27 protein-coding genes are annotated in these 25,283 nt (G+C 63.4%); 11 read left to right on the top strand and 16 right to left on the bottom strand.

Features of this window, described 5'->3' with window-relative positions; all coding sequences use genetic code 11:
• Genes FHS54_RS15590 through FHS54_RS15535 form a run of 12 tightly spaced genes read right to left on the bottom strand, consistent with a single transcriptional unit; the run spans nucleotide 1 to nucleotide 10,773 of the window.
• Nucleotides 1–906, bottom strand: coding sequence for an SDR family oxidoreductase (locus tag FHS54_RS15590; RefSeq protein ID WP_167305053.1), 906 nt, complete (start codon nucleotides 904–906; stop codon nucleotides 1–3).
• A gap of 13 nt (nucleotides 907–919) precedes the next feature.
• The gene (locus tag FHS54_RS15585; RefSeq protein ID WP_167305052.1) at nucleotides 920–1,366 is read right to left on the bottom strand and encodes a nuclear transport factor 2 family protein; all 447 of its coding nucleotides are present in this window, start codon (nucleotides 1,364–1,366) and stop codon (nucleotides 920–922) included.
• Nucleotides 1,363–2,013 (bottom strand): gamma carbonic anhydrase family protein, encoded by a 651-nt coding sequence (locus FHS54_RS15580; protein ID WP_167305051.1) that lies wholly within the window; start codon nucleotides 2,011–2,013, stop codon nucleotides 1,363–1,365. The genes FHS54_RS15585 and FHS54_RS15580 overlap by 4 nt, the downstream gene beginning before the upstream one ends.
• 16 nt (nucleotides 2,014–2,029) lie before the next feature.
• Entirely contained in the window at nucleotides 2,030–3,184 is a 1,155-nt protein-coding gene (locus FHS54_RS15575) for an acetyl-CoA C-acetyltransferase (RefSeq protein WP_167305050.1), read from the bottom strand.
• Nucleotides 3,177–4,208, bottom strand: coding sequence for an acyl-CoA dehydrogenase family protein (locus tag FHS54_RS15570; protein WP_167305049.1), 1,032 nt, complete (start codon nucleotides 4,206–4,208; stop codon nucleotides 3,177–3,179). The genes FHS54_RS15575 and FHS54_RS15570 overlap by 8 nt, the downstream gene beginning before the upstream one ends.
• Nucleotides 4,209–4,222: 14 nt before the next feature.
• Nucleotides 4,223–5,377: an acyl-CoA dehydrogenase gene (locus tag FHS54_RS15565; RefSeq protein WP_167305048.1), complete on the bottom strand. Its 1,155-nt coding sequence runs from the start codon at nucleotides 5,375–5,377 to the stop codon at nucleotides 4,223–4,225.
• On the bottom strand, nucleotides 5,377–6,126 hold the full coding sequence (locus FHS54_RS15560) for an enoyl-CoA hydratase family protein (RefSeq protein WP_167305047.1): 750 nt from the start codon (nucleotides 6,124–6,126) through the stop codon (nucleotides 5,377–5,379). The genes FHS54_RS15565 and FHS54_RS15560 overlap by 1 nt, the downstream gene beginning before the upstream one ends.
• Before the next feature lie 17 nt (nucleotides 6,127–6,143).
• Nucleotides 6,144–7,235 carry an NAD(P)H-dependent flavin oxidoreductase gene (locus FHS54_RS15555; protein ID WP_243855798.1) on the bottom strand — a complete coding sequence of 364 codons (1,092 nt, stop codon included), beginning with the start codon at nucleotides 7,233–7,235 and terminating at the stop codon, nucleotides 6,144–6,146.
• Nucleotides 7,232–8,134, bottom strand: a complete 903-nt coding sequence (locus tag FHS54_RS15550; RefSeq protein WP_167305046.1) for an enoyl-CoA hydratase — start codon at nucleotides 8,132–8,134, stop codon at nucleotides 7,232–7,234. The genes FHS54_RS15555 and FHS54_RS15550 overlap by 4 nt, the downstream gene beginning before the upstream one ends.
• Before the next feature lie 2 nt (nucleotides 8,135–8,136).
• Entirely contained in the window at nucleotides 8,137–8,952 is an 816-nt protein-coding gene (locus FHS54_RS15545) for a CoA-transferase subunit beta (protein WP_167305045.1), read from the bottom strand.
• Between the two features lie 11 nt (nucleotides 8,953–8,963).
• The gene (locus FHS54_RS15540) at nucleotides 8,964–9,863 is read right to left on the bottom strand and encodes a CoA transferase subunit A (protein ID WP_167305044.1); all 900 of its coding nucleotides are present in this window, start codon (nucleotides 9,861–9,863) and stop codon (nucleotides 8,964–8,966) included.
• Nucleotides 9,856–10,773 carry a VOC family protein gene (locus tag FHS54_RS15535; RefSeq protein WP_167305043.1) on the bottom strand — a complete coding sequence of 306 codons (918 nt, stop codon included), beginning with the start codon at nucleotides 10,771–10,773 and terminating at the stop codon, nucleotides 9,856–9,858. Before FHS54_RS15535 ends, FHS54_RS15540 begins: the two co-directional genes overlap by 8 nt.
• Nucleotides 10,774–11,069: 296 nt before the next feature.
• Here FHS54_RS15535 and FHS54_RS15530 point away from each other — a divergent pair, with 296 nt between their 5' ends.
• The 9 genes from FHS54_RS15530 to FHS54_RS15490 all read left to right on the top strand — a co-directional run bounded on the left by FHS54_RS15530 (nucleotide 11,070) and on the right by FHS54_RS15490 (nucleotide 19,263).
• Nucleotides 11,070–12,266 (top strand): acyl-CoA dehydrogenase family protein, encoded by a 1,197-nt coding sequence (locus FHS54_RS15530; RefSeq protein ID WP_167305042.1) that lies wholly within the window; start codon nucleotides 11,070–11,072, stop codon nucleotides 12,264–12,266.
• 9 nt (nucleotides 12,267–12,275) lie between these two features.
• The gene (locus FHS54_RS15525; RefSeq protein ID WP_167305041.1) at nucleotides 12,276–13,097 is read left to right on the top strand and encodes an alpha/beta fold hydrolase; all 822 of its coding nucleotides are present in this window, start codon (nucleotides 12,276–12,278) and stop codon (nucleotides 13,095–13,097) included.
• A 13-nt stretch (nucleotides 13,098–13,110) separates the two neighbouring features.
• Nucleotides 13,111–13,590, top strand: coding sequence for a flavin reductase family protein (locus FHS54_RS15520; RefSeq protein ID WP_167305040.1), 480 nt, complete (start codon nucleotides 13,111–13,113; stop codon nucleotides 13,588–13,590).
• The gene (locus tag FHS54_RS15515) at nucleotides 13,587–14,381 is read left to right on the top strand and encodes a fumarylacetoacetate hydrolase family protein (RefSeq protein WP_341785988.1); all 795 of its coding nucleotides are present in this window, start codon (nucleotides 13,587–13,589) and stop codon (nucleotides 14,379–14,381) included. Before FHS54_RS15520 ends, FHS54_RS15515 begins: the two co-directional genes overlap by 4 nt.
• Before the next feature lie 43 nt (nucleotides 14,382–14,424).
• Nucleotides 14,425–15,372, top strand: a complete 948-nt coding sequence (locus tag FHS54_RS15510) for an acetaldehyde dehydrogenase (acetylating) (RefSeq protein ID WP_167305039.1) — start codon at nucleotides 14,425–14,427, stop codon at nucleotides 15,370–15,372.
• On the top strand, nucleotides 15,369–16,427 hold the full coding sequence (gene dmpG / locus FHS54_RS15505) for a 4-hydroxy-2-oxovalerate aldolase (protein ID WP_167305038.1): 1,059 nt from the start codon (nucleotides 15,369–15,371) through the stop codon (nucleotides 16,425–16,427). The genes FHS54_RS15510 and dmpG overlap by 4 nt, the downstream gene beginning before the upstream one ends.
• Nucleotides 16,428–16,503: 76 nt before the next feature.
• Nucleotides 16,504–17,352: a TIM barrel protein gene (locus tag FHS54_RS15500; RefSeq protein WP_167305037.1), complete on the top strand. Its 849-nt coding sequence runs from the start codon at nucleotides 16,504–16,506 to the stop codon at nucleotides 17,350–17,352.
• Between the two features lie 132 nt (nucleotides 17,353–17,484).
• Nucleotides 17,485–18,300, top strand: coding sequence for an SDR family NAD(P)-dependent oxidoreductase (locus FHS54_RS15495; RefSeq protein ID WP_167305036.1), 816 nt, complete (start codon nucleotides 17,485–17,487; stop codon nucleotides 18,298–18,300).
• 21 nt (nucleotides 18,301–18,321) lie between these two features.
• Nucleotides 18,322–19,263 carry an alpha/beta hydrolase gene (locus FHS54_RS15490; RefSeq protein ID WP_167305035.1) on the top strand — a complete coding sequence of 314 codons (942 nt, stop codon included), beginning with the start codon at nucleotides 18,322–18,324 and terminating at the stop codon, nucleotides 19,261–19,263.
• A 437-nt stretch (nucleotides 19,264–19,700) separates the two neighbouring features.
• Here the strand turns inward: FHS54_RS15490 and FHS54_RS15485 are convergent, their stop codons facing one another.
• Entirely contained in the window at nucleotides 19,701–20,264 is a 564-nt protein-coding gene (locus tag FHS54_RS15485) for a DUF4274 domain-containing protein (protein ID WP_167305034.1), read from the bottom strand.
• Nucleotides 20,265–20,782: 518 nt separating this feature from the next.
• The gene (locus FHS54_RS15480; protein ID WP_167305033.1) at nucleotides 20,783–21,745 is read right to left on the bottom strand and encodes an aldo/keto reductase; all 963 of its coding nucleotides are present in this window, start codon (nucleotides 21,743–21,745) and stop codon (nucleotides 20,783–20,785) included.
• Nucleotides 21,746–22,037: 292 nt separating this feature from the next.
• Here FHS54_RS15480 and FHS54_RS15475 point away from each other — a divergent pair, with 292 nt between their 5' ends.
• Together FHS54_RS15475 and FHS54_RS15470 are read left to right on the top strand one after the other, a co-directional pair.
• The gene (locus FHS54_RS15475) at nucleotides 22,038–22,520 is read left to right on the top strand and encodes an Lrp/AsnC family transcriptional regulator (protein WP_167305032.1); all 483 of its coding nucleotides are present in this window, start codon (nucleotides 22,038–22,040) and stop codon (nucleotides 22,518–22,520) included.
• The gene (locus FHS54_RS15470) at nucleotides 22,517–23,023 is read left to right on the top strand and encodes an AsnC family transcriptional regulator (RefSeq protein ID WP_167305031.1); all 507 of its coding nucleotides are present in this window, start codon (nucleotides 22,517–22,519) and stop codon (nucleotides 23,021–23,023) included. The genes FHS54_RS15475 and FHS54_RS15470 overlap by 4 nt, the downstream gene beginning before the upstream one ends.
• 237 nt (nucleotides 23,024–23,260) lie before the next feature.
• On the opposite strand, the gene FHS54_RS15465 is transcribed toward FHS54_RS15470, so the two are convergent.
• Both FHS54_RS15465 and FHS54_RS15460 read right to left on the bottom strand, forming a co-directional pair.
• Nucleotides 23,261–24,199 carry an AEC family transporter gene (locus FHS54_RS15465; RefSeq protein WP_167305030.1) on the bottom strand — a complete coding sequence of 313 codons (939 nt, stop codon included), beginning with the start codon at nucleotides 24,197–24,199 and terminating at the stop codon, nucleotides 23,261–23,263.
• Nucleotides 24,200–24,313: 114 nt separating this feature from the next.
• A complete protein-coding gene (locus tag FHS54_RS15460) occupies nucleotides 24,314–25,213 on the bottom strand; it encodes an NAD(P)-dependent oxidoreductase (RefSeq protein ID WP_167305029.1) in 900 nt (299 codons plus the stop codon).
• Nucleotides 25,214–25,283 lie beyond the last annotated feature (70 nt).

The raw sequence follows: 25,283 nt of genomic DNA, 5'->3' as shown, positions 1-25,283 counted from the left end.
TCAGGCGGCTCCGTAGACGGGCTTTGCCGGCTCGCGGGTTTCGATCAGCTTGCGTACGATCGCGTCCAGCTCATTGGCTTCCAGACGCGCGCCCTTGTCGAATACGGGGCTGTCGGTCCAGCCTTGCGACAGGAACACCTGGCCGCCCTTCAATTCGAACACCTGGCCGGTGACGCCCTTCGACTGTTCCGACACCAGATAGGCGACCAGCGGCGCCATATTTTCCGGCGCGAACAGGTCGAACTCGCCTTCCTTGGCGTCCATGTCGAACGCGCCGGTATTGGTCATGCGGGTGCGGGCATTGGGGGCAAGGGCGTTCGCCGTGATGCCCAACCGTCCCAGTTCCGCCGCCTGCACCAATGTCAGCCCGGCGATCCCCGCCTTGGCCGTGGAATAAGCCGACTGGCCGACCGACCCCTGCAAGCCCGCGCCTGACGTCGTGTTGATGATGCGCGCGTCGACCGGGTTACCCGCCTTGCTCTGCGCGCGCCAATATTCGGCGGCATGGCGGCTCGTGCAGAAATGGCCGCGCAGATGGACGCGGATCACCGCATCCCATTCTTCCGGGCTGCAGGTAAAGAACATGCGGTCGCGCACGAAGCCTGCATTGTTGACCACGGCATGCAGCGCGCCAAAGTTGTCGAGCGCCTGTTCGACCATGCGCTTGCCCGATTCCCATTCGGCAACATCGTCGGTGTTGGCGACGGCCTCACCCCCCATCGCCTTGATCTCGTCGACCACCTGCTCGGCCGCGCCCTTGGTCTCGCCCGCTTCGCCATGGGTGCCTACGCCCAGGTCATTGACCACGACCTTGCAGCCTTCCGCCGCCAGACCCAGCGCATAGGCCTTGCCCAGCCCATTGCCGGCCCCGGTTACGATCGCAACACGTCCTTCGCAGATACCCACTGTCTTTACTCCTTCATTGCGCTGCGACGGGGATCAGCAGATGCTGGTTCAAGTCCCCGACGAGATCGAGCAGGGAATAATCCCGCCCGGAAAAATGCCATTGCCCGTCCACGTAGGTGAAGCTGTCATGATAGCGGCCCGCGCAGATCGCCTGCAAAGGCAGGTCCGGGGTTGCCTGAAACACGGTATAATAGGAGCGGCAGGTCGCCGTGCCCGCGTCCTCGTCCACCTCGACGATGGGGTTGGTGATGACATGCTTGGTGCGCGGCGTGCCATCGTCATGGATACGGATATGCGCGCGCCACAGCGCCAGCATCGGCGCTGATCCCTCGACCACCGCGCCGTCGCCGGTCGTGATCCGCGCCCGCGCGAACAACGCGGCTGCGCCTTCCAACTCGCCCGCGTCCATCAGTTCGGCATAGCGATACAGCAGGTTGGTAATGGCCGTTGCGCTGCTCATGCCCCGGCTTCCCGCTCCGCCGCCTGGCGTTCGCGATGCTCCGCCGTCTGGCCGGACAGGCGCACGGCGACCGCGTCGGATGCGATCCGCTGCGCCTGCCGGTCCGCGTCGGCTTCACGCAGCGGCTGCGCCTCGACCAGCCCGGTCAGCGCCGCCCGCGCGAGCTTTTGATACTCACCCTCGCCATTGTTGCGCCACGTCACCTGATGCGGCTCGAACGTCTTGACCACCTTGGCCGGGTTGCCCACGACCAGGCTGCGTTCGGGCGTCGCCATGTCCGATTTGACCAGAGTCAGCGCCGCCACCAGATTTTCCGCGCCGATCACCGCATTGTCCAGGATCACCGCGTTCATGCCGATCAGCGCATTTTCGCCGATCTCGCAGCCATGGATGATCGACCCGTGCGCAATCGTCGCCCCCCGGCGGATGATCGTGTCGCGCAACTGGTTGGCATGGACGGTGACGCTGTCCTGGATCGAGCTGTCCCCCTCAACGATGATCCGCCCAAAGTCGCCGCGCAGCGAAGCCCCCGGCGCGATGAAGCAGCCCGGCCCCACGATCACGTCACCGATCAGCGACGCCAGGGGATGGACGTAGCTGGTCGGATCGACGACGGGCGTGATCCCCTGATAGGCGTAGCAGGGCATGGCGCGCGCTTCCCTTTTACAGCCGTTCGATGATGGTGACGTTGGCCTGACCGCCGCCTTCGCACATCGTCTGCAGCCCATAGCGACCGCCGGTGCGCTCCAGCGCATTCAAGAGCGTCGTCATCAACCGCGCGCCGGTAGCCCCGATCGGATGGCCGAGCGCAATGCCTCCGCCCTGCACATTGACCTTCTCATGCGGCACGCCCAGTTCCTGCATCCACGCCATCGGGATCGAGGCGAAGGCTTCGTTGCATTCGAACAGGTCGATGTCGTTGATGGTCATGCCTGCTTTTTTCAGCGCATGTTGCGTCGCCGGGATCGGCCCGGTCAGCATCCACACCGGATTGGCGGCCCGTACCGAAATATGATGGATGCGCGCCCGGGGTTTAAGGCCATATTCCTTGACCGCGCGCTCGCCCGCGATCAGCAGCGCAGCGGCGCCGTCGCAATTCTGGCTCGCGACGCCCGCCGTGATCTTGCCACCCTCGCGCACGGGCTTGAGGCTCGCCATGCCCTCCAGCGTGCTGGTCGGCCGGATCGTCTCGTCCCGTGCCACCCCTTCAAAGGCGGCGACTTCATTATCGAACCAGCCATTGTCCCATGCGGCCTGCGCGCGCAGATGGCTGGCGAGCGAAAATTCCTCCATCGCCTCGCGGCTGATGTTCCATTTGTCGGCGATCATCTCGGCCGAGCGGATCTGGTCGATCTCTTCATCGCCATAGCGCGCGTCCCAGCCCTTGGAGCCACGGAACGGGCCGTTGTCAAAGCCGAACTGCGGACCGACATGCATGGCCGAGGAGATGGGGATCTGGTTCATCGCCTGGCTGCCGCCTGCAACGACGATGTCCTGCGTGCCGCTCATCACGCCCTGCGCCGCGAAGTGGACCGACTGCTGGCTGGACCCGCATTGGCGGTCGATGGTGACGCCCGGCACATGTTCGGGCAGGCCCGCGACCAGCCATGCGGTGCGCGCGATGTCGCCTGCCTGGCCGCCGATCGTGTCGTTGCAGCCCCACACCACGTCATCGACCAGATTGGCGTCCACGCCGGTGCGGCGGATCAGCTCGGCGATCGGGAAGGCGGCGAGGTCGGCAGGGTGAACGGCGGCCAGGCCACCCTTCTTGCGGCCGATGGGGGCGCGGACGGCGTCGATGATATAGGCTTCAGGCATTTTCATGTTCCCGGGCAAAGGTCTGGTCCGGCCCCATGGGCTGGGTGAAGATGCGCGTGGCGATGCGCGCACGGTGTGTGGAGGGCGTGCCCCATGTCTGCGTGAGCGCAACCGTGCGCTTCAGGAACAGATGGACGTCCACTTCCCAGCTATAGCCCATCGCGCCATGCACCTGGATCGATGCGCGGGCGGCCTTGTCGGCGGCTTCCAGCGCGACCAGCTTGGCGTGGCTGACGCGGGCGCGGGCCTGCACGTCGCGCGCGCCGATTTCCGCCGCGGCAGCGGCGACCACGGGCTTTGCAAACTCGATGGCGACCTGGGCGGAGGCGAGGTGATGCTTGACCGCCTGATAGCTGCCGATCGGCTTTCCGAACTGCTGGCGTTCCTTGGCATAGTCGACGGCGAGGTCGACCGAACGCTGGGCCAAGCCGAGCCCGAAGGCGGCGTTGAACAGGGCCGCGCGGTCGAACGCCAGATCCCAGTCTGCCTTGCCCAGGGGCGTGGCGTTGGCCTTGTCCCATTCGACCGAGAAGAGGCGGCGGAACGGATCGATGCTGGGCTGCGCCGTCAGCGTTACCTGATCAGGCGTCACCAGATAGGCCTCGCCACCATCATGCAGGATGATTGCGGCGGCGCTGTCAGCGTTCGCGACATAGGGATTGGACGGATGCTGGATCGCAATCGTCGCGCTCGGATCGGCCAGCATCTCGCTGTCGGGCGCGAGCGCGGCCAGCATCGGCGCAGCGACCCCTGCGCTTTCCACCAACGGTTCAGGGAGCGCGACATAGCCCGCTTCCTGCGCGATCAGGGCAAAGTCGGTCTCGCCCAGCCCAATGCCGCCCGCTTCTTCGGGCAGCAGCACCAGCGTGAGGCCGGTTTCCACGATGGAGGCCCAGCGCGCATCGTCGCGCGCCACGCCTGCTTCCATCATCTTGCGCCAATGATCGGGCGTGCAGCTGTCGGCAAACAGCGTCCGAGCCGTTTCGCTGAACATCAACTGTTCGTCGCTCAGGGTAAAGTCCATGGTCTTATTCCCCCTTAGCGCGGCAGGCCGAGCATGCGCTCGGCGATGATGTTGCGCTGAATCTCGTTTGACCCGGCATAGATGGGGCCGGCGAGCGCGAAGATATAGTCGTCGATCCAGTCGACGGCACCAGCATCCGGCGCGTCATGGGTGAGTTCCGCCTGCGGCCCCAATATGTTGAGCGCCGTCTGGGTCAGGTGGATGTCGAGTTCCGACCAGAAAATCTTGTTGGTCGATGCTTCCGGCCCGATCTTCGCGCCCGCCATCAGCCGCGAGGCGGTCTGGTAGATGTTGAGCGCATAGGCGTCGGCATTCATATGCGCGCGCACGACATCGGCCTCCAGCGCGGGGTCAGCCGTCTCCTTGTTGGCCTGCCACAGCGTGGCCAGCTTCTTCGCCGCCACCTGATAACGGGCAGGGGAGCGCAGCATCAGCCCGCGCTCGAAACCCGCCGTCGCCATGCAGATATGCCAGCCCTGGCCTTCGTCGCCGAGGCGGTTGAAGGCGGGGACACGGACATTTTCCAGGAAAATCTCGGCAAAGCCGACATGGCCGTTGATCTTCTTGATCGCATTGACCGTGGCGCCCGGCGCGTCGAGCGGGAAGAAGACGAGGCTCATCCCCTTGTGCCGCTCGCTGCCCGGCTCGCGGAACAGGCCGAACGCCCAGTCGGCGAACACCGCGCGGCTCGACCAGATTTTATGGCCGTTCAATATATAGTCGTCGCCGTCCCGCACCGCGGTGGCGCGCACGCCCGCAAGGTCCGAGCCCGCCATCGGCTCGGACCAGGCCTGCGCCCAGATTTCCTCGCCTGACGCCATCTTGGGCAGGAAGCGCTGCTTTTGCTCATGCGTCCCGAACTCGATCAGCGTTGGCCCCAGCAGGAAAATACCATTCTGGTTGACGCGGCCCGGCGCCCCGGCGCGATAATATTCTTCCTCGAAGATCAGCCACTGGATGAGGTCGAGGCCGCGCCCGCCATATTCCTTGGGCCATGTCACCATGCCCCAGTCGCCCGACTTGAGCGTCTTTTCCCATTCACGATGCGCTTCGAAGCCCTCGCGCGTCGCGTCGAAATGTTCGAGCGGGTGCTTAGGCACATGGGCTTCGAGCCAGCTGCGCACTTCGGCGCGGAACGCCTGCTGCTCGGGGGTGTAGGTCAGGTCCATCAGAATTTCGCCGCGCCCTTATTGTCCACAAAGGCGTCGCGCGCCTTCTGGCTGTCTTCATGCATGTACATTTCGAGCGTGAAGCCCTGCTCGATCCGGTAATGGGCCGAGGGGTCGGTCGGCTCGATCAGGTTCAGCGCCTGCTTGGCGATGACCAGCGCCGCCCGGCTCTTGGACGCGATGATCTCGCAAAAGGCATAGGCCTCGTCCTTCAGATTTTCCAGCGGCACGACCTTGTGCACCGATCCATGGCGATAGGCGTCCTCGACCGGGATGCGGCCGCCGGTAAAGAAGTTCGCCCGCACCATCTGTACCGGCAGCATGCGGCTCATGAAGGCCGCGCCGCCCATCGCGCCGCGATCGATTTCGGGCAGCGAGAAATAGGCCCCTTCCGCCGCGATCAGCGCGTCGCAGGCGCCCGCGATATTGACGCCGCCGCCGATGACGAAACCGTGGAGCGCGCCGACCACCGGGATCGCGCATTCGCGGATCGCCTTGAAGGTCAGGTAATTATCCTTGTTGAGCTTGGCGATGCGCTCGGGATGCGCGGCCATCTCCTTGATGTCGACGCCGCCGCAGAAACCACGGCCCTCGGCGCGGATCAGGATGACTTTCACATCCTCGTTGGCCGCCGCTTCATAGACCATGGCGGGGATCGATTCCCACCCCTTGGTGTCGAAGGCGTTGACCGGGGGATGGTCGAACAGGATTTCGGCGATGGCGCCCTTGATGGTCAGCGTGATCGGCATCTTAAAGTCCCTCTTCCTCAGGCGGCGCTGGCCGTCTCGCGGCCCATGGCGGCGAGCGCGGCGAGCCGCTCATGCGCCTCTTCGACGATGCGGTCGACCAGCTGTTGGCAGGTCGGGATCTCGCCGATCCGCCCGCCGACAACGCCCGTCGCCATCACGCCCTGTTCGATGTCGCCCTCGACCACCGCCTTCTGGATCAGCATCGGCATGGTCGCGGCCATCATCGCTTGCTTGAGCGGCATCGCCCCATGCGCCGTCATCCCGCGCGCCGACTTGATGAAGTCCATCCAGCTTGCGCCGGTCTGCTTCTTCATCGCCATGCCCGCTTCGATCGCGCGCAGCCACATGGCCAAGGAGCCGGACTTTTCGATCCGGTCCATGAGGCGGGTGCGCACCATCCGCTGCGGAATGCCGTCGAGCTTGGTGGTGACGACGATCCGGTCGGTCGAGGCTTTGAGATATTCCGCCTTGGCGCTGTCAGGCACCGGGCTTTCCTGCGTCAGCAGGAAGCGCGTGCCCATCGCGATCCCCACCGCGCCAAAGGCAAGCGCCGCCGCGAGGCCCCGCCCGTCGGCAAAGCCGCCGCTGGCGATCACCGGCACCTTCACCGCGTCCAGCACCTGGGGCAACAGCACGGTGGTGGGGACAGAGCCAGTATGCCCGCCGCCTTCGCCGCCCTGGACATTGACCATGTCGACGCCCAGCTCGACCATCTTCTGCGCATGCTTGACCGCGCCGACGGTGGGCATGCACAATATGCCCGCGTCCTTGAAGCGACCGATCATCTTGGCATTGGGGCCGCGCCCGAAGCTGACCGCGCGCACCTGATCCTTGTTGGCGAGGATCAGCTCGACAATCTGGTCGGCGCCCGGCTGAAAGCTGTGGAAGTTGACGCCGAACGGCTTGTCGGTGCCTTGGCGCACGGCGAGGATCTTCTCGCGCGCCTCGTCCGGGGTCATCACCGCCGCGCCGAGGAAGCCGAAGGCCCCGGCATTGCTCGACCCGATCACAAGGCTCGGTTCAGCGACCCAGCCCATCGCGGTCTGGATGATCGGCCAGCGGCATCCGAGCCGCTCGGTCAATATGGTGTGCAACGGATCGCCCATCATTCGCTCGCCTGTTTCTTGTTCGCTTCTGCCATCTTCTTGGCATCCAGACCCGCAATCGAGCTACCTTGAACGAGATCATTCTGCGCATGCGCGAAATGGTGCATATGATATTGCGCGTCCATCGCGTTGCGCTTGCCCATCAGCTCCTCGACATGGTTGATCGCCTGCTTGGTCAGCCAATTGCCCAGGCGCGGCTGCGCCACCAGCTTGGCCGCCATGGTTGCGACGGTCTCGCGCAGCGCCTCGCGCGAGACGATCTTGTTGACCATGCCGAAGCTTTCGGCCCTTTGCGCGCTCATCCGCTCGCCCAAGAGCAGGAATTCCTTGGCGACGCGCGGCGGGAGTTCATAGGCATGGGCGAAATATTCGACGCCCGGTATCCCCATGCGGTTGACCGGGTCCTGGAAGAAGGCGTCGTCGGTGGCGACGATGAGGTCGCACACCCAGGCGAGCATCAGCCCGCCCGCGACGCAGGCCCCCTGCACCATGGCGATGGTGGGCTTGGGCGCATCGCGCCAGCGCCGGCACATGCCGACATATTGCTCTTTCTCACGCGTGTAGAGCAGTTCGGCGGCGGGCTTGTTGACATGGCCCGGCACCATCAGCCGGTTGTCGAAATGCTTGTGCACGTCGCGGCCGGGCGTGCCGATGTCATGCCCGGCCGAAAAATGCTTGCCGTTGCCGCCCAGAACGATGCAGCGCACATCGTCATCGTTCGTCGCCTTGATGAAGGCGTCGTCGAGCGCATAGGTCATCTGGCCGTTCTGGGCATTGTTGAAGCCCGGACGGTTCATCATGATCCACGCGACATTGTCGATCACCTCATAGGTGACCGGCTCGTCGGTTTCGTAGACGATGTCGACCTGCTGCGGTTCGACCAGGCGGTCGGTCTCGTTCATGGTCAGGCTTCCCTTTTGTCTCCGGCCGGCCTTCTGTCTCCAACCGGGTTGTCCTTGAACACGGTCGCCCGGACGTTATTGGGGTCGATCTTCGCGATCAACTCCAGCTGTTCCGGCGTTGGCGCAGGCGTCACCGGGATGTCGCCGTCCGGCCGGACTAGAGGAAAGCCGGTATTGTCCTGCACTTCCTCGAACGTCACGCCGGGATGCAGCGATATCACGCGGATTTGGTGATCCGGCCCACCGAAATCCATCACGCACAAATTGGTGATGATGCGGCGCAGGTCGAGGCCCTTGGGCGCGGCCCCGTTACGATAGCGGGCGGGATTATACCCGGCCATGCAGACGAAATCGACTTCGCCTTCCACGAACGCACGCTTGTTGTGGTTCTGGAAGAAGAAGCTGTTGGGGTGGCTGATCGAATTGCCCGGAAACCCGCGCGCGCCCAGCATCGCTGCCTTGGGCTTCTTGTGATCGCCAATGACAGAGATGTTGGCCTGGCCGAAACGGTCGATCTGCACCGGCCCGACCAGCGCATGGCGACGCCCGCTCCACAGCGCGGAAAAGACGCGGTCATAATTGGCGATGCCTTCAAACTCCGGCTCGGCGGCACGCTTGCCGGGGCCAACCGGCTCGCTGGTATAATAAACCTCGCCATCGGTGGTCTGGATCGCAGGCGCAAAGCTCAGCTTGGCCAGGCCCGCGCCGATGCGGGGCAGGGGGCCGATGCCGGTCGCCATCACTTCACCATCGTCGCGCCAGACTTCGGCGCAGGCGGCGATGACCAGTTCGGCGAGCGAATAGCTATTCTGGGTCATGTCAGTCTCGCTCAGTAAATGGGGACGGGCAGCTGCTTGACGGCGTCTGCGCCGCCGATTGCCGCCTGATAATCAGCTTCGGACACATCGACATATTTCGCCTTATACTCGGCCCAGGCTTCGGGCGAGGCAGCGCTTTCGACATAGGTCTTGATGTGCTTCAGATCGAGCTGATAGTCGGGATCGGCGCTTGACGGATGTGCGCCCAGCGGCGCTTCCGCAATGCCGTCGATCATCGCCCGCTCGACCAGATTGTAGCGGCTGTTCTTCTGCATATCCAGCTGCGCCGTCGGCACGATCTTCTCGACCGTCGCAAAGCTCTTCTTGGCGGCGCGCACCAGCAGTTCGTCGAACAACGCGTCCTTGCTCAGCGTCAGCAAATTGCCGCGCTCGTCGGAACGGTGGGCGTGGATCAACGCGACATCGGGCACCAATGCGGGCATGGCGACGAATTCTTCGCCATCCTCATAGGGGCTTGTCACATATTTGAAGTCGAAGCCCGACTGGTTGACGATGTCGGTGCCGATGCCGACGCGCGTCGGCAGGAAAGGCAGCTTCATCGCGCCTGCGCGCAGGCCCCAATGATACATGCCTTCGTCCAGTTCCAGCACTTCGAACGCACCGGCCTGGCGGGCGTTGCGGAAATGCGGTTCCAGCGGATAATGGTCCAGGCTGGCAAAGGCGAAGACGAGCTTCTTGATCTTGCCCGTCGCGGCCAGCATGCCAATGTCCATGCCGCCATAACCCGCCATCAGGGTCAGGTCCTTCAGGTTCGACCGGGCGATCGCGCGGATCAGGGCCATCGGCTTGCGCCGCGTTGCCCAGCCGCCGATACCGATGGTCATGCCGTCGGAAAGTTGGTCGACGATGTCATCCACCGTCATACGCTTGTCGAGCATAGTTTCAGTCATCCTTTTCATGGGCCCATTTGTGGCCCCAGTCACTGACGCCAAGGCTGGTCGTGGGCACCCAGGTCGCGGGGTCGATTACCAACCCGTTCCAGCCATATTCAATATCGAAACCGCCCGGCGTCTGCATGTAGAAAGACGTCATCTTGTCGTTGACATGCCGTCCCAATGTCGCCGAAAGTGGAACCTTTCCTTTGCTTTTCAGCACGCGGTCATAGGCGCGGCCTACATCTTCCAGGCTGCCGACCTCCAACATCATATGCACCGCGCCGTTCGGGCTTTCGGGCAACTGCCCCAGCGCCAGGCTGTGGTGGCGGCTGTTGCAATGCATGAAGGCAAAGCCAACGCCCGGATCGTCCGGCCCGCCGCCGCCCATATAGAAGCGGCCAAGGTCGGTGTCGGCAAAGCCCAGCACATCCTTGTAGAATGCGTGGGTCTCATCGAAATTGGGCGCGGTCAGCACCACATGGCCCATGCCCATGTCGCCATTGTCGCCGGTGACGAAACGGCTGACCGCTGCGGGGGACACGAACGGCGCATAGTCGTAGAAGCGACCGTAGAACAGCTCCATCGCATGGCCGCCGGGGTCCGAAGACCGGGCCAGTTCGGTCACGTTGCGCGCCCGCGCTTCCATGACATCGGCGCGTGTCACCGGGCGGCCCGCCGCCTCCAGCTTCGCCAGCGCCGACTCATACTCCTCGCGACTCGCAAATTCCCAACCCGGCGCGACAAAGGCGTCCCGATCGCCCTTTTGCACCCACAGGCGGAACGGGCGGTCGTCCATGCGGAACAGCGCGACATCGTCCCTGTCGCTGTGCGCGGGCATCAGTCCTGCGATGTTGCAGGCAAAGTCGCGCCATGCGTCGAGGTCGCGCGCCTCAATTACGACATAGCCAAGAGATTTTACTGCCATTCTGCCGCCTCGTCCAAAGCCCGCCCCGCTAGTCGGGGAGGCGTATTCGTTCGGAACTGTCGCTTCCGCTGCGCAATTATCAAGCCGTCCGGCCCCCATGCGCAGCGTACCGCTTATCGCCAAATCTTCCATAGGCAATAGCAATTCGTTCCGGTTCGGCCTATAAGCATCGTGCAGAATGCGCAAGCCCCCTTCTTCTTGACGCTTTGCGTATCAAAGAGGTATAAGGCCTACGCATATCCCGTTTTCGGGCTATTTCGACGGAGAAGATGATGACCGGCGCGACGGCTACTCAAATGATCGATGAAACGGCGGGGCAAATCCCGACGGCAGAGGTGCTGGTTGAACGCGCCCGCGCGATGATACCGGCGTTGCGTGAACGCGCCCGCGCCTGCACGGCGGCGCATGACGTGCCGGTCGAAACCGTCGCTGAAATGAAGGCGGCGGGCTTTTTCCGCGTGCTTCAGCCAAAGCGCTACGGCGGCTACGAAATGCATCCCAATGTATTCTTCGACATTCAAAAGGCGCTGGCCGAAGGCTGCATGTCGACCGGATGGATTTATGGCGTGCTTGGCTGCCACCCGTTCGAACTGGCGCTGTTCCATGATGAAGCGCAGCAGGAAGTGTGGGGCGATAATCCCGACATGCTGGTTTCGTCCACCTATCAGCCGGTGGGCAAGGTGGAAAAGGCCGAAGGCGGCTTCTATTTGTCGGGCCGCTGGGGCTTTTCGTCCGGTTCGACCCATTGCGGCTGGGTGCTGCTGGGCGCGATCAACTTCGACACCGACGGCGGCCCGCCGGACATGCGCACCTTCCTGTTGCCGCGTCCCGACTATCAGGTGATCGAAGGCACGTGGGACACGTTCGGCCTGCAGGGCACCGGCAGTTTCGACATCGTCGTCGATCGCGTCTTCGTTCCTGAATATCGCACGCATAAGGCAAGCGATGGTTTCGCCTGCAAGAATCCGGGTCAGGAAATCAACACCGCGCCGCTTTACCGTATCCCCTGGGCGCAGCTGTTCGTCCGTTCGGTTTCGACCGCAGCCTTTGGCGGCGCGCGCGCCGCGATCCAGGCGGGCATCGACATCATGAACAGCCGCGTGTCCAGCAACACCGGCAAGGCGGCAAAGGCCGACCCGGTACTTCATGCCGCGATTGCCCGCGCCATCGCCGAAGTCAACGAAATGGAGTTGACGCACCGCACCACCTTCAACGAATTGCTCGGCTATGCCGAACGCAATGAGCCGGTGCCGATGGAGCGCCGCGCGATGTTCGCCTATCAATCGTCCAACGTCGTGCGTCGCATGGCGGACCTGGTCGACGACATCGTGAAGCTGCTGGGTGGCCGGGCGGTCTATATGTCCAGCCCGATCCTTCAGCCTTGGCTCGACCTGCATGCCGCGCGCGCGCACGTCGCCAACGATCCGGGCAACCGCAACAGCGACGTCATCGGCACGATGCAGGGCGAAGCGCCCGCCTTCACCTTCATCTAAGGGACTCTCATGGCTAGCGAGCTTTCCCGCAGGACGTATAGCGTCACGGGCGGATACGATATTTCGGTCGCGGAACTGGGGCAGGGGCCCGTCGTCGTGTTCATTCACGGCAGTGGCCCCGGCGCTTCGGGGGCGTCCAACTTCCGCCAGAACGCGCAGGTTTTCGCCGACGCGGGCTATCGGGTCATCCTGCCCGACCTGATCGGCTACGGCGCGTCATCCAAGCCGGAAACTGACTATCCGCTCGAACTCTTCACGCAAACCCTGCTCGACGCGCTGAAACAGCATGGCATCACCGGCGGGCATCTGGTGGGCAATTCGCTGGGCGGCGGCATCGCCCTTCAGATCGCACTCGACCATCCCGAATTTGCGGTGGGCAAGCTCGTTCTGATGGCGCCCGGCTGCGTCGCTGAACAGGCGAGCTATTTCACCATGCCGGGCATCGCCAAAATGCGTTCGGGCTTTGGCAGCCCCGAATTCAACAAGGACGAACAGCGCCGCCTGATCGGCAACCTCATGCACCCTTCGTCGGCGCATCATGTCACCGACGCGCTGGTGGAGGAACGCTTCGCCGTCGCACGTACCCAGCCCAAGGACGTGCTCGCACGGGTGAAGACCCCCAATCTCGGCCCCCGCCTTGGCGAGGTCAAACAGCCGATCTTCGTTCTGTGGGGCCTCAACGACGAATTCTGCCCCGAAAGCCATGCGCGCATCTTCCTGGACGCTGCCCCGGACGTGCGCTGTCTCACCTTCTCGCAGACCGGCCACTGGGTGCAGGTCGAACGGGCGGAAGAATTCAACCGCTATTCGCTGGCCTTCCTGAATGGCTAGTGCGCCGCAAGTCATGGCCGATCCCGCCGAAGTCGCGTCGGGCTTCCGCGGTGCCATGCGCCGTCTGGCGTCGGGCGTCGCCATCATCGTAGGGCATGGCGGCGACGCGCCCGTCGGCATGGCGGCGACGTCGATCACCTCGCTGACGATGGACCCGCCTGCCGTGCTCGTCTGCGTCAACCAGACGGCGGGGCTGCACGCCTGCCTGTCGCCGGGCTGCACGATCAGCGTCAACCTGCTGTCGCGGCATCAACGCGATGTGTCGTCGGCGTTCGGCGGCGCGGTCGCACGGGAAGAACGGTTCGGCGTCGGCCAATGGACCGACGATGCGCAGGGGCTGCCCATGCTGGAGGATGCGCAGGCCAATCTGGCTTGCACCATCGACAGCATCATGCCCTATGGATCGCACAGCATCGTCGTCGCGCGCGTCAACGCGGTGCGATTGTCGGATGCGATCGAACCGTTGATCTACCAGGACGGAGCCTATTTGTGACCGACACCGTTGACCAGAGCCTGAACGACGGCCTCGCGCAGGAGCTTTATCAGGCGCTGCGCGATGGCCGCACGGTCGAACCGCTCATCGCCCGCCACCCGCACCTGACCATCGACGACGCCTACGCCATCTCGCTCGGCGCGCTCGAAAAGCGCAAGGCGGACGGCGAACGCGTGATCGGCAAGAAAATCGGCGTCACATCGAAGGCGGTGCAGGACATGCTGGGCGTGCATCAGCCCGATTTCGGTTTCCTGACCGACCGCATGTTCGTGGAAGGCGACATCGACGTCGCCGCCAACGGCCTGATCCAGCCCCGCGCCGAAGCGGAAATCGGCTTCATCCTGAAGGATCAGCTGAAGGGGCCGGGCGTCACCGCCGATCAGGTCATCGCCGCGACGGAGGCGATCGTCCCCTGCTTCGAAATCGTCGACAGCCGCATCCAGGACTGGAAAATCGGCATCGTCGATACCGTTGCCGACAATGCGTCCTGCGGCGTCTATGTGCTGGGCGAAGCGCGTGCCGATCCGCGCGCCCACGACCTGCCCAATCTCCACGTCACCGTGACCAAGAACGGTCAGCCCTTGTCGGAAGGCTATGGCCATGCCGTGCAGGGTTCGCCCGCCGAAGCGGTGGCATGGCTCGCCAACACGCTGGGCGCTTATGGCGTTACCCTGGACGCTGGCGATGTGATATTGTCGGGCAGTCTGGTGCCGCTTGAACCGGCGCGCGCTGGCGATGTATTTGAAATGCAGCTGCACGGCGTCGGCGCCTGCACCGCGCGTTTCGTCTAATTTTTGTTTGCGCGTCGCAGGTGCGGCGCTTTGGGAGTAACTCATGACTGGCAAGGTCAAGGCAGCGATCATCGGATCGGGCAATATCGGCACCGACCTGATGGTGAAGATGGTCAAATATCCGCAGAATATGGAACTGGCCGTCGTGGTCGGCATCGATGAGGCGTCGGAAGGCCTCGCCATGGCCCGCGAACGCGGCGTCGCCACCACGCATGAAGGGTTGGACGGCCTGCGCGCCATGCCGGAATATAAGGATATCGGCATCGTGTTCGACGCGACGTCGGCCTACGCGCACAAGGTGCATGACGCGGCACTCCGCGCCGACGGCAAGCAGGTGGTCGACCTGACCCCCGCCGCCATCGGCCCCTACACCATCCCCACCGTCAATGGTGACGCCAATCTCGACGCGGGCAACGTCAACATGGTGACCTGCGGCGGCCAGGCGACGATCCCGATGGTTGCCGCCGTGTCCCAGGTCGCGACCGTGCATTATGCTGAGATCGTCGCATCGGTCTCCTCGCGCTCCGCCGGTCCCGGCACCCGCGCCAATATCGACGAATTCACCCGCACCACTGCCGGTGCCATCGAAAAGGTCGGCGGCGCGGCGCAGGGCAAGGCGATCATCATTTTGAACCCCGCCGAACCGCCGATGATCATGCGCGACACGGTGTTCACCCTGTCGGAAGGCGCTGACGAAGAAACCATCCGCGCCTCGGTCGAAGCGATGGTGAAGAAGGTCCAGGCCTATGTCCCCGGCTACCGCCTGAAGCAGGAAGTGCAGTTCGAACGCTTCGGCGACAATAACAAGCTGAAGATCCCCGGCCGCGGCGAATTCACCGGCATCAAGACGATGGTCCTGCTCGAAGTCGAAGGCGCTGGCGATTATCTCCCCAGCTATTCGGGCAATCTCGACATCATGACCGCCGCTGCCAAGGCGACCGGCGAGCTGCTGGCGCAGCGCATTCTCGAAGGAAAGAAGGTGGCAGCATGACCGCCCAGATCAACGCCGCATTTAACGTGGAAGCGGGCGACAAGCTCTACATCCAGGACGTCACCCTGCGCGACGGCATGCACGCCATCCGTCACATGTATGGCATCGACCATGTGAAATCGATCGCCAAGGCGCTGGATGACGCAGGCGTCGACGCGATCGAGGTCGCGCATGGCGACGGCCTCAACGGCGCCAGCTTCAACTATGGCTTTGGCGCGCATACCGACTGGGAATGGCTGGAAGCCGTCGCTTCGGTCCTCACCAAATCGGTGCTCACCACCCTGATCCTGCCCGGCGTCGGCACGGTCGAGGAACTGCGCCGCGCCTATGACATCGGCGTGCGCTCGGTGCGCGTGGCGACCCACTGCACCGAAGCGGACGTCAGCAAGCAGCATATCGGCATCGCCCGCGACCTGGGCATGGACGTGTCCGGCTTCCTGATGATGAGCCACATGATTGAGCCTGAAAAGCTGGCTGAACAGGCCCTGCTCATGGAAAGCTATGGCGCGCAGTGCATCTATGTCACCGACAGCGGCGGCGCGCTCGACATGGACGGGGTGAAGGCCCGCTTCGAAGCCTATGACCGCGTGCTGAAACCCGAAACCCAGCGCGGCATGCACGCCCACCACAACCTCTCGCTCGGCGTCGCCAACTCGATCGTCGCGGCCCAGTGCGGCGCGGTGCGCATCGACGCCTCGCTCACCGGCATGGGCGCGGGCGCGGGCAATGCCCCGCTCGAAGTGTTCATCGCCGCTGCCGACCGCAAGGGTTGGAACCATGGCTGCGACGTCAACGCGCTGATGGACGCGGCGGAAGATCTCGTCCGTCCGTTGCAGGACCGCCCGGTGCGCGTCGACCGCGAAACCCTCGCGCTCGGCTATGCCGGGGTCTATTCCTCCTTCCTGCGTCACGCGGAAAAGGCGGCGGAAACCTACGGCCTCGACACCCGCACCATCCTGGTGGAACTGGGCCGTCGGAAGATGGTCGGCGGGCAGGAAGACATGATCGTCGACGTCGCGCTCGACATGGTGAAGGCGCGCGAAGCCGCCGCCTGACACGCACGGACTCAGGATCGGGCGCGGCCAACAGGACCGCGCCCGACCGTTCGCACCGACATAAGTGGGAGGAAGCGTGACTGCCAAGCCGCGTCTGTCGCTCGATCATATCACCGTAACCGACACCACCCCTGCGCAGCTTGCCCAACTGGCGGCGGCGACCGGATGTTCGGGCATCTGCCCCTTTCTCCATTCGATGGCGGTCCTTCCGGCCATGCCGGAATATGACCTGGTCCGCGACGCCGCCGCCCGCCGCGCCACCCGCGCAGTCCTGGCGGACACCGGCGTCACCGTCGACCTCATCTACCCCTTCACCATGGCAGGCCGCACCGTCGTCGCCGACTTCGCACCCGCACTGGAAGCAGGAGCGGACCTGGGCGCACCGCTCGCCAACGTCCTGTGCTATGATCGCGATCCGGCCCGCCGTACTGAAAAGCTCGCCGAACTGGCCGATCTCGCCGCCTCCTTCGGCATCGGCCTCGCCATCGAATTCTACCCGCCCGCCCAGGTCCGCACCCTGGCTGACGCGCTGGCCGAAATCGACCGTGCAGGCCGCGCCAACATCGGCGTGACCGCCGACCTGCTCCACATCGTTCGCGGCGGGGAATGGGACCAGAGCCTGCCGCTACTGTCCGACCCGCGCGTCCGCATCGGCCAGATCGCCGATGGCCCGGCGGAAATGCCCGCCGACCAGATCGAATGGGAAGCAGGCATTCAGCGCCTTGTGCCCGGCAAAGGCGCGTTCGACATTGCCGCCTTCCTCGCCGCTCTCAACCCCGGCGTGCCCGTCAGCGTCGAAGTGCCGCAGCAATCGGCACTCGAAGCAGGCGTCCCGTCACTGGAGCGGGCACGCGCCGCCGTCGACGCGACACTCGCCTGTCTTGGAGACCGTGAGAGCATCAGTGCGTCAGACCGCGCCCGATAAAGGGAATAACGGCGTGTTCCTGCGAAGGCAGGAACCCAGTCCTACCGTTCCCACTGGGTTCCTGCCTTCGCAGGAACACGAAACGATATAAGTAGAATACAGTCTAACAAAATATCGACAGGAGAGAATGCAATGGCCGGACGGCTCGAAGGCAAGGTAGCAATCGTCACCGGCGCGGGCCGCGACGGCAATATCGGCGTCGCCATCTGCGAAGCCTATCTTCGTGAAGGCGCGCGCGTCGTCGGCACCGATTTCCGCGACGAAGAAAAAGCCGCCATCGTCGCGCGCATGGGCCGGGCAGGCCCCGCCGACGCCTTCCGCTATCTGCTGCACGATGTCACCAGCGAAGCCGATTGGGCGCGCGTCGCACAGGAAACGCAAGACGCGTTCGGCGGCATCGACATATTGGTCAATAATGCCGGCATCTCCATCCATGCGGGCATCGAACACACGTCGCTGGATGATCTGCGCAAGGTGATGGCCGTCAATCACGACGCGCTGTTCATCGGCATGAAGGCCTGCCTGCCCGCGCTCAAGAGCAGCGTTCAACGCTTTCCGGGCGGCGGCAGCATCGTCAACAATCTGTCGATGGCGTCCTACATGCCCAACGCCCATAATATCGGCTACCATGTGTCCAAGGCGGCGGGGCGCATGCTCACCCTGTGCGCCGCGTTGGAATTCGGCCCGGCCAAGATCCGCGTCAATTCCGTCCATCCCGGCCTCACCATGACGCCGCTGATCCGCGAAGGCCTGGCCGATTATGTAAAGATGGGCGCCTATGAAGATGTCGACGCGGCGGAAGCCAGCATCGCAGGCATGGGAGCGCTCGGCATTTCCAGCGACCCGGAAGATACCGCCCACGCCTTCGTCTATCTGGCATCGGACGAAGCGCGTTTCGTGACCGGCGCGTCCATCTATCATGACGGCGCAATCGGCCAGCGTTACTGATCGGGAAGGGGAGGTAAATCGATGCGTGACCTGGTCGATCCGGCGCTGCTGCCTGGCCTGGAACTGATGCCCGCCCTCGACCTTGAAGAGGCGTATCTGCCCGCCATTCGCGAAGGGATGGAGCAGGCATCCGGGGCCATGCCCGAACCTGTGGGCACCGGCGTCCAGTGGCGGGACGAACAGGTGCCGACGCCGGACGGGCACGCCGTTCCCGTCCGCATCTATACGCCCGCAGGCTCAGGGCCATGGCCCGCCATCCTGCAAATCCACGGCGGCGGCTATATCGTCGGATCGGTCACCACCGGCCACGGCATGATGATGACGCTGGCCGCGTCCGTGGAGGCGGTGATCATATCGGTGGACTACAGGCTGGCCCCCGAAACCCCCGCGCCCGGATCGGTGCAGGATTGCTACGCCGCATTGCTCTGGCTCGTCGACCAGTCGGCGCAGCTGGGCATCGACCCCAGCCGCATCGCGGTCGCGGGCCAAAGCGCGGGCGGTGGACTGGCCGCCGCGCTCACGCTGCTGGCGCGCGACCGGGGCGGCCCCGCCATCGTGCATCAAAATCTGACCTACCCCATGCTGGACGACCGCACCTGCGTCACGCCGCAGCCGGACCATCTGGGCGCGTTCGTGTGGACGCCGCAGGCCAACAGCTTTGGCTGGCGCTGCCTGCTGGGGCAGGAACCGGGCGGGACCAACGTGCCGCCCTACGCCGTGCCCGCGCGGGCCGCCGACCTGTCGGGACTGCCGCCAGCCTTCATCACCGTCGGCGCGCTGGACCTGTTTCTGGCCGAAGACCTGGACTATGCCCGCCGCCTGATCGAAGCAAAGGTGCCGACCGAACTGCACGTCTATCCCGGTGCCTATCACGGCTTCGACGTCATGCCCGATGCGCCCGTGTCCCAGCGGATGAAAAACGACATGACCATCGCCCTACGCCGCGCACTGCACGGTGATTAAATAAGGCAGGCCGGAGCGAAGTGCGGCGATAGCCACGGCTTCGCCTCTTCTCGAAAAAGTGAGGGCGTCAGCAGAAGCACAGCCTCCCCGTGCAACAATGTTCCTGCGAAGGCAGGAACCCAGTCCCGCCGCATGAACTGGGCTCCTGCCTGCGCAGGAGCACAATAGTCGTCAATCCGAAGCAGCCTCCAGACGGCAAAGCTGACAGAACACGCGCGCGACCATTTGCGAACGTCTAGTGTGTAATGAAAGGGCCGTAGAGGCCGATTTTGAGACTGTCGGCTTTCCGGCGGAGAGAACGCTATGGCTGCCGGTCGTCTTTTGGGGCACGCGATCGATGGTGGGCGGAAATAGCTCCCTGTCGCTCGTCGACCATAGTCGGTCGCTTTCAAGCGTTTATCGAAACTCTGAAACCAGCCGTTCCGCTTGGACATTCGCTAGAATAGGTCAATCTGGAGCGACCCCAAAGTGCGTTTTACGTAGTCACCCCAATCTGGATCGTCGAGCTGCGCGATGAACATGGGAACTCCATACATATCAAATTCTGTCGTTCGAACTGGAGGTCGCCCAAGAATGGACGAGGCCATGGTGGGAGGAGCGGCAAGATCATCATGGTCCGCTAGTTTCTCCGTTATGGAGACTCTCCCGCCAATGTCAGACATATCAAGCTTCAATCCCGAATGAGCAAATCCACTCTCCCGATACCTGTGGATTATCGACGCAAGGAGCTTGTAGAGGTCGCCCTCTCCCGCAGCTTTTGCAGCCTGCTCATTTGGGTATTTTGCAAGATAGAGGATTGCATCTGACGACCAGAAAATCGTAAGCGCGGTTGTTAAGTCGCAGTCGGGGCGTTCCACTATACTTTGAAGTGTCTCTATTCCGCCACCCAAGCCATAATTCCATGCAATGACGCACTCTGCCCGATCGTCATCAGACGCCGAGGCGAACCACGCATCAAAGGAAGCCCGCTGCCGCTCACTAAAATATGTGTAGCCCATCATCTTCCTACGCCTTATGCCGCTGACTGACATAGACTTAATGGACTGCCTGTCAGATCGTGGCAACGTCAAGGCTGATGCAAAAGGCCGATGCTGCGCGTCGCCTTAGCGAACGGGCGTTCCGAAACCCGACAGTCTCAAATCCACCCATCCCAGCGATTTGGCCGGATCAAAAGCCTGGCGAGTCACGCCGGTGCTGCCAGTTCGGTTTATGTCCGCATAAGATTCAATGTAAGAATGGCGCTGACGAGTGGGTAAGCGGATATCCTTCTCCCCTCCCGCAGGCGGGAGGGGCCGGGGGTGGGCCAGCGCAACATTGGCGATGTTCTTCAAAGGCCAAGCTTGAAGCTCGCTTCGCTCGCGCCCACCCCTAACCCCTCCCGTCTACGGGAGGGGAATATCTCGGAATGATCGACGGCGGACCGGCAGCTTTTTTCGCCAGATGGGCGGTGCCAATCTGAACGAATGACCGCTACAAAAGAGCAGCCGGGGCAGCATGAACCGCCCCGGCCGCCTTGTCCTTATTCAGCGCGCAGTTCGGCCAGCTCGTCCGCCGACAGCTTCAGGCTCGCGGCCTTCACGCTTTCTTCGATCCGCTCCGGGCTGGACGCGCCAAAGATCGGGATGACCTGGCCCGGCTGGTTGATCAGATAGGCCAGCACGACTTCCGCCACGCTCACACCATGGCGCTGGGCCACGGCCTTGGCCGCGTTGAAACGGCCTTCGTTCGCCGGATTGTCGTAAAAGCCCTGCAGCGCTTCGGCGACTTCGCCCTTTTCCAGCATGCTGAAATAGCCACGGCTCTGCGCGCAATAGGGGATGATGGCGACGCCCGCATCCTTGAGCGCGCTGCCATGATCCTCGAAATACAGCTGATAGCCCTGCTGCATCGCATTGCCTTCGTTCGGCTTGGCCAGGCCCCAGAAAGGTTCGACCGCGACAAAGCCGGTCTTGCCGTTCGCCTTGGCATAGGCATTGGCTTCCAGCACGCGGTCGGCGGTCCAGTTCGACGCGCCGAACCAGCGGATCTTGCCCGCTGCCTTCTGTTCGTTCAGGAAGTCGATCAGTTCGGCCACCGGCGTTTCCGGGTTGTCCATGTGCAGCCAGTAGAGGTCGATCGTATTGACGCCCAGATGGTCCAGGCTCTCATTCAGGTCGCTGGCGACGTCGGTCGGGTTCACCCGGTTGCGATAGTCGCCCACGCGCATGTCGAAAAAGCCGCCCTTGGTCGCGACCACCACGTCGTCGCGCTTCTGCGTCTTCAACCACGCGCCGATCGCGCGCTCGCTCGCGCCCTTGGGGGCGTCGGGCATCCAGTCGCCATAGGACCGGGCGCTGTCGACGAAGTTACCGCCCAGCGCGGCGAACTTGTTCAGGATGGCGTTGGACCGGTCCTGGTCCAGGTTCCAGCCCAGCATGTTGGTGCCGTAGCACAGCTGGCTGACCTGCAGGTCGGTGTTGGCGAGCGTCACTTTCGAAAGCATGGCATTCTCCTGAATGGATAGGTCGACCTTTCCGTGGGAATGGTCTCGCTTTAGGGCGGGCACGGGGCCGCGCGGGCGATGTTTGGTGCATCGCTGGCCTCCCTATCCGTTACGCATTGCGACAGCGAAAGGGAAGAGGATTGTGCCAAATAGTCGCTAACCGACGCTTGATGGTGCGATGATTGCGGCGGTGGTCCCGCCTGGACTCACGACCTAGTCCGCCCGGATCATGACATCTGGCGCTCTATGATTCGGCACGCTATGGTCCGGCCAAATTGAGAGGTGGGCACTAATGCAGATACGAAGCGGGCGGACGATGACGCCGCCACCGCTGGATGCTTTGGACACGAGCATCATTGAAATTCTACGGACCAACGGGCGCGCCACCAACCAGGACGTGGCCAAACAATTGTCCGTCACCGCGGCCACCGTTTCCGCCCGCCTGCAAAAACTGGAAGACAGCCGCGCCATGCGGGTCGTCGCCGTCACTGATTTCGCCGCGCTGGGCTACAACATCATCATCGCCGTGGGCGTAAAGATATGGGGGCGCAGCGCGCAGGATGTCGGGCGTGACCTGGCGCGTTTCCCCGAAGTGTTGAGCGTCAACATCATGAACGGGGCCAATGACCTGGAACTGATGGTCGCCCTGCACGACTTTTCGGAAATCCAGAACTTCCTCTACGATCATATCGCCGGGATCGAAGGCGTCGCGCATCTGGAATCCGGGATCGCCGTCGACATCGTCAAATATGAATTCAACGTGGCGCCGCTGTGAGCGTGGCCAGTTGGCAGCGCCTGGACGCGCTGGACCGCAAGATCGTCGAAAAACTGGGCCGCGACGCGCGCATTTCCAACCGCGCCATCGCAGCCGAACTGGGCGTGACCGAAGGCACGATCCGCACCCGCATCAAACGGTTGCAGAATGAAGGGCTGATCCAGTTCACCGTGGTCAAGGATTTCCGCATGGCGGGGTCGCCCAATCTGTGCATGCTGGGCATCGACGCTGATCCGTCCTGCGTGTCGGACCTGGCCGAAACGATCCGGCAGATCCCCGAAATCAACTGCGTGGTGCTGATGCTGGGCCGGTTCAGCCTGCTCGCCATGGGCCTGTTCACCAATATCGAACAACTGAACGAAATCGTCATCGACCAGATCCGCACCTTGCCCGGCGTCCGCCGCGTGGAAACGTCGATATCGGTGCACAATCTGAAATATGACCCAACCATCGCCAAGATCACGTCGGGGCCAAAGGTCGATCCGGCCTGCGCGGATAGCTAGAGCATCGCGCGGAAAAGCCTGCCCTGAGGTGGTCGAAGGGTAGGCCACAAAAAGCGTTAAACCGAAAACCCCTTCCTCCGTTCGCCCTGAGCTTGTCGACCCGAAGGGCGGCGATAGCCAACGGCTTTACTTCTTAAGCCTCCCCGCGTCAGAAGAGAGAAGGGCCTCGATATTTGAACGAGACAAACGGCTCGTTCAAACAGCCCAAACGGGCACTCCCATGAACCACAGTCCCCTCTAATTCCCCAACCACCAAAGCACGGCGATCAGCGACCCCGAAGCCAGGGTCGTGGTCAACGTCACGGCCCATGCGCTCAACTCCATCGCCCACCGCCCGGCCTTGCCCGCCAGCACGAAACTGGAAGCACCGCACGGCATCGCCGCCATCAGGATCGCGGTCTTGGCCCAAAGGGTCGGCATCGGCGGCAACATCATCACGAACCCGGCGGTGATCAACGGATGCACCCCCAGTTTCAGCACCAGCGACCGCCCGATCGGGGCGGGCGCGGCGTTTTGCCGGGGCAGGGCGATAAAAATGCCGATGGCGGTCAGCGCGCACGGCGCGGTCGCCTGCGCCAGCGTCTCCAGCAGCACGTCCAACGGCCCGCCCAGCGGCAACCGCAGGATCGACCATAGCACGCCCATCACCGCCATCAGGATCAGCGCATTGCGCGACACCGCGCGCGCCGCCAGCCTGATCCCCTTCATCGTGCCATGGCCGTGATTGGCCGCGATTTCGCTCACCACCATGCTGACGGTGAAGATGACGGCGGAATAGATCAGCATCGCGACCGCCACTGGCGCGACCGACCCCTGGCCAAATGTCAGCAGCGCGACGGGCAACCCGATAAAACCGGTATTGCTGAAACAACTGCACAGTCCCGCGATATTGGCGTCACTGCTCGTCCGGCCCAGCCATTTTTCGATCCCGAAACCGATCGCATAGGTAAGCAGCGCGCCGCCGGTCACGGCAATGAACATTGACGGCATCGCCAAATCGCCTGGGTCCATCTGCGCGATAGACCGGAACGTCAGCACCGGCAGGGTGATGCCGATGACGAAACGGTTCAGCACTTCAAACGCGCGGTCGCCCAGCAAATTGGTGCGGCCACAGCCATAACCGAGCATGATCAGCCCGAACACAGGCACCAGCGCGCCCAATATCGTTATCGCCATGGAAAGATCGTCACCGCAGAAAGGAGGGCCTCGCCCCGCTTACAGCATCGCGCCGACAAGTGGGAACCAATTCTCCGCAACCCGATGTCGGCGTCAAATCGCTTCCCGCTTCCCTCACTCCATTTTGGGCGTTTCGACGCCCGCATTGTCGCACGCATGGTTCAACAGCGCGCTATAATCCTTCGACGCATATTTGGTCGCGCGCGCCCCACCGAAAACGGCATGGGCCGCCGCGCCCATGGGCAGGCCGACGCGGTTTTCCGCCGCTGCGTTCATCGCCAGGCTCAGGTCCTTGAACGCCAGGTCGATGGTAAAGCCCGGTTCAATGTCGCCCTTCAGCACCTTGTTGGCCATCAGTACATGGAACTGGCCGTTGCGCGCGGTGGTGGCGCCCGTCACATCATGCATGGTCTGGATGTCCAGCCCCAGCTTCGTCCCCAGCGCCAGCGATTCCGCGACAATCTGCGCCGTCGACAGCAGCATGAAATTGTTGATCACCTTCATGCGGCTGCCCATGCCGGGATGGCCGCAGCGGAAAATGTCGGTGCCCATGGCGTTCAGCGCCGGTTCGACCCGCGCGAAATCCGCATCCTCCGCGCCGACCATGAACAGCGATTCCCCGCGTTCGGCATGCATCGCCAGACGCCCAATCGGCGCATCGACAAAGCTGATGCCCTTGGCCGCGCAGGCGGCGGCGACCCGGTCGGTCCCCTTGGCATCGATGGTGGACAGGTCCATCAGCAGCCCGCCCGCGTCGATATTGGCCAGCACGCCGTCCTCGCCCAGCACCACGGCTTCCACATGCTGCGTCGCGGGCAGCACGGTGATCACGATGTCCTGCCCCCGGCTAGCCTCGGCCACGCTCGCCGCCTTGGCCGCGCCCAGTTCGGCGACCTTGCTCATTTTCGCATCGTCAATGTCGAAAACGGTGACGGCAAAGCCCTTGCGCTGCAGGTTGGATGACATGGGCAGCCCCATCGCGCCCAGGCCGATAAAGCCGATCTTCATGGTCATGTTCTTTCCTCTCCAAATCCAGAAGCAGCCTCACACACTCCCCCTCCCGCAGGCGGGGGGGCCGGGGGTT

The sequence above is a fragment of the Sphingobium vermicomposti genome (assembly GCF_011762025.1).
Classification (GTDB): Bacteria; Pseudomonadota; Alphaproteobacteria; order Sphingomonadales; family Sphingomonadaceae; genus Sphingobium; species Sphingobium vermicomposti.
The sequence above is the reverse complement of the archived record's forward strand: the minus strand, read 5'-3'. Positions and strand labels throughout refer to the sequence as shown.